The 9181-nt window shown below is 54.0% G+C and carries 10 protein-coding genes; 7 read left to right on the top strand and 3 right to left on the bottom strand.

Annotated elements, in window-relative coordinates:
• Window positions 1–226 precede the first annotated feature (226 nt).
• From ybaK to I2B62_RS01305, 6 genes are all read left to right on the top strand, one after another.
• Window positions 227–712, top strand: a complete 486-nt coding sequence (gene ybaK, locus I2B62_RS01330) for a Cys-tRNA(Pro) deacylase (protein WP_195267179.1) — start codon at window positions 227–229, stop codon at window positions 710–712.
• 25 nt (window positions 713–737) lie between these two features.
• On the top strand, window positions 738–1445 hold the full coding sequence (locus I2B62_RS01325) for a response regulator transcription factor (protein WP_195267178.1): 708 nt from the start codon (window positions 738–740) through the stop codon (window positions 1443–1445).
• Between the two features lie 84 nt (window positions 1446–1529).
• Window positions 1530–2453 (top strand): ATP-binding cassette domain-containing protein, encoded by a 924-nt coding sequence (locus tag I2B62_RS01320; protein WP_195267177.1) that lies wholly within the window; start codon window positions 1530–1532, stop codon window positions 2451–2453.
• The gene (locus I2B62_RS01315; RefSeq protein ID WP_195267176.1) at window positions 2446–3288 is read left to right on the top strand and encodes an ABC transporter permease; all 843 of its coding nucleotides are present in this window, start codon (window positions 2446–2448) and stop codon (window positions 3286–3288) included. The genes I2B62_RS01320 and I2B62_RS01315 overlap by 8 nt, the downstream gene beginning before the upstream one ends.
• A gap of 14 nt (window positions 3289–3302) precedes the next feature.
• Window positions 3303–4124, top strand: coding sequence for an ABC transporter permease (locus tag I2B62_RS01310; RefSeq protein ID WP_195267175.1), 822 nt, complete (start codon window positions 3303–3305; stop codon window positions 4122–4124).
• Window positions 4125–4154: 30 nt separating this feature from the next.
• Window positions 4155–5063: a HAMP domain-containing sensor histidine kinase gene (locus tag I2B62_RS01305; protein ID WP_195267174.1), complete on the top strand. Its 909-nt coding sequence runs from the start codon at window positions 4155–4157 to the stop codon at window positions 5061–5063.
• Between the two features lie 36 nt (window positions 5064–5099).
• On the opposite strand, the gene I2B62_RS01300 is transcribed toward I2B62_RS01305, so the two are convergent.
• On the bottom strand, window positions 5100–6089 hold the full coding sequence (locus I2B62_RS01300) for an NAD(P)-dependent oxidoreductase (protein WP_195267173.1): 990 nt from the start codon (window positions 6087–6089) through the stop codon (window positions 5100–5102).
• 167 nt (window positions 6090–6256) lie between these two features.
• Between I2B62_RS01300 and I2B62_RS01295 the strand changes: the two genes are divergently transcribed.
• Window positions 6257–7300, top strand: coding sequence for a dihydrodipicolinate reductase (locus I2B62_RS01295; protein WP_195267172.1), 1044 nt, complete (start codon window positions 6257–6259; stop codon window positions 7298–7300).
• A gap of 156 nt (window positions 7301–7456) precedes the next feature.
• Here I2B62_RS01295 and I2B62_RS01290 read toward each other — a convergent pair whose 3' ends face one another.
• Window positions 7457–8383, bottom strand: a complete 927-nt coding sequence (locus tag I2B62_RS01290) for a hypothetical protein (protein ID WP_195267171.1) — start codon at window positions 8381–8383, stop codon at window positions 7457–7459.
• Window positions 8384–8548: 165 nt separating this feature from the next.
• Entirely contained in the window at window positions 8549–9115 is a 567-nt protein-coding gene (locus I2B62_RS01285) for a nitroreductase family protein (protein WP_195267170.1), read from the bottom strand.
• Window positions 9116–9181: the final 66 nt, after the last annotated feature.

Genomic DNA, 9181 nt, shown 5'->3' with positions numbered 1-9181 from the left:
GTGTCTGGGTCCCTTTTCGGTTGCTACCGCTTCGCAGTAGCACTGAGAGCGCCAGTCGCTCTTGCTCCCGGCTTGCGCCTGGACTCTTTTTCTTATCTGGATAAAAGGCAGAGTCTCGGACCCACCTCTCACAGAACCCAAAGAGCACGGCACATTTTTGCGCCGTGCTCTCTTTTTATGCTATAATACCTGCGTAACCACACATTAAATAAGGAAGTGACACAGAATGGCTAAAAAAGATAAGAACAAAACCAATGTCATGCGCATTTTAGATAAGGCAAAGCTCCCCTACACCCCGCACGAGTACGACCACGAGGACGGCGCGGTTGACGGCATCACCGTGGCGGCGCGCCTGGGCCAGAAGGTGGAGGAGGTCTTTAAGACCCTGGTGTGCCGCGGCCATTCCGGCGAGTACTGCGTCTTTGTGATCCCCGTGGCAGCGGCGCTGGATTTAAAGAAAGCTGCCCGGGCCGCCGGCGAAAAATCCGTTGAGATGATCCACGTCAGAGACATCAACAGCGTCACCGGCTATGTGCGCGGGGGCTGCTCCCCCATCGGTATGAAGAAAGCCTTTAAAACCGTTTTTGATGAAAGCTGCAAAAGCATTGAGCACATCATCGTGTCCGCCGGAAAGATCGGTTATCAGATTGAAATGGAGCCCGGGGCCCTCATCACCTTTGTGCGGGGCAGCGTGGCCGACATTGTGAAATAAAACCCGCCAAAGAAAGGAACCGCTTATGAACCCATACAACATTCTTATTGTGGAGGACGACGCAGACATCAACAGCCTGCTGGAAAAACTGCTGACCGGCGCCGGCTATCACGTCAGAGCCGCCTTTTCCGGCAGCGAGGGGAAAATGTGCCTGGAGCAGTACCAGTACGACCTGGTGCTGCTCGACCTCATGCTGCCCGGCGTTACCGGAGAGGCGCTGGTCGCCCAGATCCGCAGGTCGAGCACTGTACCCATTATCATTGTCTCCGCTAAGGCCTCTGTGGCCGACCGCATCGACTTGCTGAAGCTGGGCGCGGATGATTTTATCTGCAAGCCCTTTGATCTGGGCGAGGTCCTCGCCCGGGTCGAGGCCCAGCTCCGGCGCACCAAGGCCTTTTCAGAGGACGGCGGCCGCCCCGGCGTCTTAGCCTGCGGCGCCCTTGTCCTCGATCCGGACAGCATGGAGGTGCGCCTGAAGGACCAGCCCGTCTCCCTGACCGTCCGGGAATTTAAAATCCTGCACCTGCTCATGTCCCACCCCAAAAAGGTCTTTACCCGCGAAAACCTCTTTACCCAGGTCTGGGAGGACGCCTTTCTCGGCGAGGACAATACCGTCAACGTGCATATCAGCAACATCCGCAGCAAGCTCGCTAAAATCGACCCGGACGCCAGCTATATCAAAACCGTGTGGGGCATCGGGTTTAAGATGGAGAGCAGCAGCGCGCCGGCCTAAACTTCACTTTTTCTTAACTTTTGCTTGATACTCCCTTACAACTTCCACGCTATAATAAAGCCAACGAAAGGACAGGTGAACCACATGAAAACAACTGTACTCAAAACCCGAAACCTAACGAAAAAATACCATCATGTCCCGGCTGTGGAGGATATCTCGCTTTCTCTGGAAAAGGGCGAAATCTACGGCCTTATGGGCAAAAACGGCGCGGGCAAAACCACTTTGATCCGCCTGGTCACCGCACTGGCCCTGCCGGACGCCGGCGAGCTTGAGCTCTGGGGGCAGACCTCGGAAAGCGGGCTGAACGCCATGCGGCACCGCATTGGCGCCCTTGTTGAAGATTCCTGCTTTTATCCCTTTCTGAGCGCCCGCGACAATCTGGAATACTACCGGATACAGCGCGGCATCGCAGGCCGGGAATGCGTGGAGGAGGCTCTGGAAATGGTTGGCCTCAGCGATACCGGAAAGAAAAAATTCCAGAAGTTCTCGCTGGGCATGAAGCAGCGCCTGGGACTGGCCCTGGCCATCATGCACCGGCCGGACCTGCTGATTCTGGATGAGCCCACCAACGGGCTGGACCCTATGGGCATTGTGGAAATCCGGAATGTCCTGCTCCGGCTTAACCGGGAGCAGGAGGTTACCATTCTGGTTTCCAGCCACATCCTCTCCGAGCTCTCCACCATGGCCACCCGCTACGGCTTTATCCACAGGGGCCGCCTTGTCCATGAAATTACGGCCAGAGAGCTGGAAACCCAGTGCCGGGAATACCTTGAGCTGGTCGCGGATAATACCGAACGGGCCGCCATGGTCCTGGAAACCTGTCTGGACTGCCACGCCTACGAGGTTCTGCCCGACGGTGTCCTGCGTGTTTACAGCTTTCTGGACCAGGTGCCCCTGCTGTCACAGACGCTGGCACAAAACGGCGTTGGCCTTTATTCACTGACGCCAAAGGGCTCCAGCCTCGAGGATTATTTCATCTCAGTGATCGGAGGTGAAGAAAATGCTTAATTACATCAAGGCCGAATGCTTCAAAACCTTTAAGCGCGTTTACCTGCGCAGCACACTGCTGATCTTTGTGCTGCTGGCCATCGCTCTGAACCTGACGTTTTTCATCACTTTCCGCGGCGGCAGCTCCACCGAGGTTCAGGAGGTTATAAGGACCAGCCTCTCCGTCGTTGTGCCCATGCTGCTGATCATGGTGTACATGGTCCTGATCATAGTTGACATTGTTTTTTCTGAGGAATACAAGTACAAAACCTTTAAAAACACACTGTCCTTTGGCTTCACCAGAACCCAGGTCTATCTGGGTAAGCTGGCCGTCTCCATCATCGTGACAGCTGTCCTGTTCCTCATCACCCTTGCGGTGTACCTGGCCAGCCTGTTCCTGCTGCTGGGCTTTCCGGAGGATATGAGCCTGATTCGCCTGGTGTTTAACCGCATCGCCGTCGCCATTCCCCTGTATATCGGGGCCCTGTGCCTGTGCAACGCCTGTGCCTTTATCATCCCCAACAGCACGGCCTTCAGCTTTGTCTATATGGGCTTACTGATCGTGCCCTACCTCCTGTTTTACGCGCTGACGCTGCTGAACCCAGCTTTTATGCCTCTGTTCAGCATGGCTCTGGTCACGCCCTTTTACACCGCGATCATGGGGCTGGACATCAGTCTGTCCAACATGGGCAATATGATGGCCGTCGGCTTTAAGGTGGAGAGCATTGACAGCATCGCCAATGCCGCTGCCCTCCCGGCCGCCTCTGTGGCCTACTGCCTGATCCTCGGTCTGGCCTACGCGGCCGCCGCCACCCTGATCGGTCTGGCGGTTTACAGACGCCGGGAAATCCGGTAAAGGGAAGTGTGGAAATGAAAGCTTATATCAAGGCAGAGTGTTTTCGTATAATAAAACGGCCGGGTACCTGGCGCGCCATTCTGATAATATGTGTCCTGACGATTCCAATTTTGATTTTAAGCGGCTTTAGTACGTCGTATATGGGGCCTCAAAACGGAAGTTTCATTGTTCTCTCACTGGCGGGCATGCCAATTGCTTATGGCGCATACCTTATTCCTGTTTTTACAAACAGCGCCATTACAGAAGACCATCGCTTTCATACGTCTAAAAATGTCCTTGCTTTGGGGCTGTCTCGTACAAAGGTCTATTTCTCAAAGCTGGTCTCTGCTTTTATTACAATGCTTGGAACCTATTCAACCCTATATCTTTTATTGATCGGCATCAGCCATCTTATCTGGGGAATTTCCAACGATTCAGATGCTTACCGTATTCTTTTGTATCAGCTTCTTTCAGGCATTCCGGTTTGCTTTGGCGCGCTCTGTGTTTCCTGTGCTTTTGCGTATGGTTTTAAGCATGCTGCCAGCGCAGTCCTGGGATATTTGGGCTTTTTAATGCTTCCTTACTCACTCTTGCAGCTGCTTTACCGGGCAACGCACTTTAACTGGATTGAGCGGATCTATTATTTGCTGCTTGTTACGCCCTTTCACCGGGTGCTGGTGAATGATTTTGACCCGATACACAATGACGGCCCCTTTGGCGTTCTCTTTATTCATTCCAACGCCTTCCAGACTTTCCCCTGCGAAATCGCTTTATACTGCTTGATTCTCGGTTTGGCATACGCTGCTGCCGCAATCCCCATCGGCCTCTATATCTTTAAACGAAAAGAAATTTATTAGTCCGTTTTGATTTTGAAAGGAGTCAGAAACATGTCCCTTATCCTCATCTTTTTTATCGCCCTGTCGGCAGTTTTACTGGCTCTTTTGCTGCTTGAGCGCCGAAGCCTCAGCCGGCTCAGGGATGATCTGAGCGCCATCAACCGCGCCAGTGATGACACGCCCAACAGGCGGCTGGCCCTGCCGGCGCCGGGCCGCCCCCTGGAGGAGCTGGTCCATGAGATCAATACCCTGATGGACCAGAAGCAGGCCGTTCAGGTGGAATCCCTGCGGCGGGAACAGGAGCTCCGGCGGCAGATCGCCAATATCTCCCATGACCTGCGGACCCCCCTGACCGCCATACTGGGCTATACCCAGCTCCTCAAGGAGCCCGCCCTGTCAGACGGAGACCGGGCCGAATACCTGGCTGTGGTGGAAAAGCGCTCCCATACCCTCCAGACCCTGCTCACTGGCTTTTACGACCTCTCCCGCATGGAATCCAGCGAGTACTCGCTGAGTCTCTGCTCTGTGGCGCTGCACCCTGTTCTGTGTGAGCTGCTGGCCGCTTTCTATGAGGACTTTACAGACAAGGCCGTCCGGCTGCAGGCCGACCTTGAGGAAAACCTGCCCGAGGTCACCGCCGACCCCGGGGCCGTCACCCGCATATTCACCAACCTGATCCAGAACGCCCTGAGACACGGCGGGCAGCACCTGGAAATCCGCCAGTATGCCGAGGAAAACGCCGTGGTCACAGCTTTCACAAACGAGGCGGGCAGCCTGACCGGGCAGGACATCGCTTCCATCTTCGACCGCTTTTTCACCGCTGACCGGATGCGTACCGGACAGAACACCGGACTGGGCCTGGCCATTGTCAAGAACCTGGTAGAAGCCATGGGCCACCAGATCACCGCCAGCCTGGACGGCCCGCTTTTCAGCATCCGCATTTACTGGAAACGCATCTAAAAAGAGCACGGCACATTTTTGCGCCGTGCTCTTTTTTTAAGGCTGCACAACCATATTTTGGGGTGTTTTCCCCTCGGCTGCCAGGCGCAGATTATTCCAGCTGTCCCGGTGCATTTTATGGAAAACATGGTAGGTGGTGCCCGCCACATGGGGCGAGACCGCCAGTTTTTTCTCCCTTACCTCCTCGGGCAGCCTTAAGATCGGGTTGTCCAGAGTAAAGGGCTCGGGCGCCAGCGTATCGATTCCGGCTCCGGCAATGGTTCCGTCAAGCAGCGCCTGAGCCACGGCATCCTGATCCATGATCTCTCCACGGGCGGCGTTGATGAGGATTCCGGTTCGTTTCATTTTCCCTAAAAAGGCCGCATCAATAAAGCCCGTGGTCTCCGGTGTCACCGGCAGGTTCACACTCACAATATCCGAGGTTTCGAGCAGGGTATCCAGGCCGCAGTAGGTGACATTCCGCTCTATCTCCTCTTTCTCCGGCAGGCGGTGGCGGTTATAGTAGAGCATCCGGCATCCAAAGCCAGCCAGCCGCCTGGCTACCTCCCTGCCAATAGCGCCAAAGCCGACAATGCCCACAGTGCTGTCCCCCAGCTCCATGAGCCCGTCCAGGATAAACTGCTGCTTGGCAGCCGCCTGCCCGCCCTCATACACCCTGCGGGCGCCCTCCATAAAACGGCGCTGCAATGCCAGAATCAGCAGGATAATCTGCTCAGCAACAGCTCCGCTGTTGGCAGAGGCGTTATTGCACACATATACGCCCTTTTCTCTGGCCGCCTCCAGATCTATCCGGTTATAGCCCACGCCCTCCGACTGGATCAGCTTCAGGCCTGGCAGGTCTCGGATCAGGCCGCCGCTGACCGGCAGCACCGGATCGGCAAAGATGAACGCCGCGTCTCCGGCCTTTTCCAGGATTTCGGCATCGGTCATGCCCTGGGCAAAAACCAGCTCCCAGTCCTCTGGAATCTGGCTGAAATCTGTGTATTTTTCAATCCGCGCTCTGGCGGCTAAAACAATGACTTTCATTTTATCGCTTCCTTTCTTTCCACCATTGTAACGGTTCCTGCCGCTAATTTCAAGGCGCGTTTCTTAGGTTTTTTAAGCCCCTGTTTAATCCCTTGCTTTTGGGTATATTTTTAAAATAAGATGCACGCAGGGAAACCTGCAAATTCAAAGAAAAGAGGTTTAAGCCAATGTTTAGAGAAAAAGTCCGTGTGGTTCAGTACGGCTGTGGCAAGATGGCCAAGGTCATCATCCGTTATTTATATGAAAAAGGCGCGGAAATTGTGGGCGCCATTGATGTGAACCCCGATGTTGTGGGGATGGATATCGGCGATTTTGCCGAACTTGGCGTAAAACTGGGCATCACCATCAGCGATGATGCCGACGCGGTTTTAGACGATACCGACGCGAACGTCGCCATTGTCACCATGTTCAGCTTTATGGACGATATGGAGGAAGCCCTCGAAAAGCTTGCCAAACGCGGCATCAATGCCATCACGACCTGCGAGGAAGCCATCTACCCCTGGAACACCTCCCCGGCGATCACCAACCGCCTCGATGTCCTTGCCAAGGAAACCGGCTGTACCATTGCGGGTTCCGGCATGCAGGATATTTTCTGGATCAATATGATTGGTACCATCGCGGGCGGTGTTGACCGTATCGACCGCATCGAAGGCGCTGTGAGCTACAACGTTGAAGACTACGGCCTGGCGCTGGCCAAGGCCCACGGAGCCGGCCTTACCGCCGAAGAATTTGAAGAACAGATTGCCCACCCCGAAACACTGGAGCCCTCCTATGTCTGGAATTCCAACGAAGCGCTGTGCTCCAAAATGGGCTGGACCATCAAGTCTCAGACTCAGAAAAATGTCCCCTTCTTTTCCGACGAGGATGTCTATTCCGAGACTCTGGGCGAAACCATTAAGCGCGGCAATGCCATAGGCATGAGCTCTGTGGTCACCACTGAAACCTTCCAGGGACCTGTGATCGAAACCCAGTGCATCGGCAAGGTTTACGGCCCCAACGATGGTGATATGTGCGACTGGAAAATTTTCGGCGAGCCGGATACCACCTTCTATGTGGAAAAGCCCGCCACCGTAGAACACACCTGCGCCACTGTTGTCAACCGGATTCCAGCGTTGCTCAACGCTCCCGCCGGTTACTTTACCGTTGAAAAAATGGAGCCTGTGGAGTACATGACTTATCCGATCCAGTATTACGTGGATGAATTCTTCTAAGCTCTGAAAACCACAAAAACGGCATGACTTTTTCAGTCCTGCCGTTTTTTTCTGTTCAAATCCATGGGAGACGGAGCCTTTTTTCTTATCTGGATAAAAGACGCAGTCTCCGGCTGCGCCACTTCTTTTTCAGTCCTACCTTTTTTTATGCCCGTTTTACAGCTTTCCAAAATTTTTCAAAAACAGCGTGTTCAGAATGGCCCGGATGGCCTTCCACCAATTCTCACTGAGGATAAAGGCGTCGCCATATTGCGCCATGTTGTCGAACCAGGTCCATGTAATGCCCCAGACCCCGTCTTTCGGCTTGGTATCCAGCAGATACTGCAGCTCCTTCTCCACCATCTCCGCGTTGTCCTGATAAAAAACGCTGTCGGGGCTGTTGATATAATTGGAGGGGCGCACGCCGTACTGCTCCCAGACGGAGGGGTCCTGCCCGATGGCTCTTTTGATTTTTCTGCCCAGGACTTTTGTCAGAGCATCACAGTCATAGGTGTCAGGCTTCATCTCCCGGACGGCATCCAGGAGCACAATGTAGCCCTCCAGTCCCATTTCGCCGTAGCTCATCTCCTGCGTCAGCCTGTCCAGGAACGTATGGGTGAACTCAAGGGCTTTCTGGTAGAGCGGAGATTCCGGATCACCGTATTTCAGGATAAAGGCTGAAAAATTGGCCGTCACTCCGAGCGATTCCCTGCGGTTCATCTCCTCGCTGTAATTCCACCAAGGCGCGTGGGGGTAAAAATCATTGCCCGCCACAGTAAAACGCCAGCCGTACTCGGCCAGGTCCTTTTCGGCGTTCAGGTATTTCCAGATTCCCTGATAAACCGGATGGTTCATATCGTCAAAGCCAATACGCCTCAGCAGCCCCAGCGCGTGGTCGGTGCTCGTGGGTGTGGAGTTTGGATTCCAGTTGTCCGGCTCCAGGACATGCCCAAAGCCGCCATCCTCATTCTGGTAGTCCAGCAGAGCGTCGGCGACCGCCTCCTTTTCTCCGTTTTCAAAAAAATACTGCCAGAGGCACAGGTCCACATGCCGCGCGTTGCGGTATATCCAGGTCTTAATTTCGTGATAAAAGGTTTTCTGCATTTTGGTCTTTCCTTTCGTTGTTTATACCTGCTATTATACCATCTCAGATTCTCTGCACTTGTAAAAAAGCGACATTCTCCGCGCCAATTAAAAAAGGACGCTGTCCTGAAACAGCGTCCCCCAGCCTGATCCGGGACCGGCGCAAAAAAAGCCGGTCTGCCCAGCTTACAGGAAGCGGACCTTTGAACCGTCTCTCGGCTTTGCCTCCGGCGCTTCATCCGGATAGCCAAGGGCCAGGCCGATGATAAACTCATAGCCCTCCGGCGCGCCGATTTTTTTCATCATGGCGGCGCCTTCCTCACTGGTCATATAATCTAAAATCATACCGATAATACAGGTGCCCACTCCCATGGATTCTGCGGCCAGCGCCATGTTCTCAACGGTGATGCCGCCGTCCACATAGCGCCACTTGTTGGCGGGATCGCCCACAATAAAGGCAAAGGCCGATGCGTGGTAATAAACCGAATAATTATCCGCGGACAGATCGTAACGGCTGCCGTGCTCGTTGGCATAGGCCTTGAAGCCATCGTTCATTTCCTTTAGCAGGTCTCTGTCCTGAACCATGATAATATCACAAGACTGCTCGTTCCGTCCGGTCGGGGCCTGAAGGGCGGCCTCCATAATGGTTGCCAGCTCGTCCATTCCGACGGATTCCGCCTTGTATTTCCGGATACTCCGGCGGTTTAAGATACTGCTCATGGTTGGATTTGAGATCATTTGAATAGTTTCCATCGTTACCTCCGTTATTTTATAATTGCATCGGGCATATTTTCATTCACCCTAAGCTTATTATATCAC

Origin of the sequence: Eubacterium sp. 1001713B170207_170306_E7 (genome assembly GCF_015547515.1) — a bacterium.
Taxonomy (GTDB): domain Bacteria; phylum Bacillota; class Clostridia; order Eubacteriales; family Eubacteriaceae; genus Eubacterium.
The sequence above is the reverse complement of the archived record's forward strand: the minus strand, read 5'-3'. Positions and strand labels throughout refer to the sequence as shown.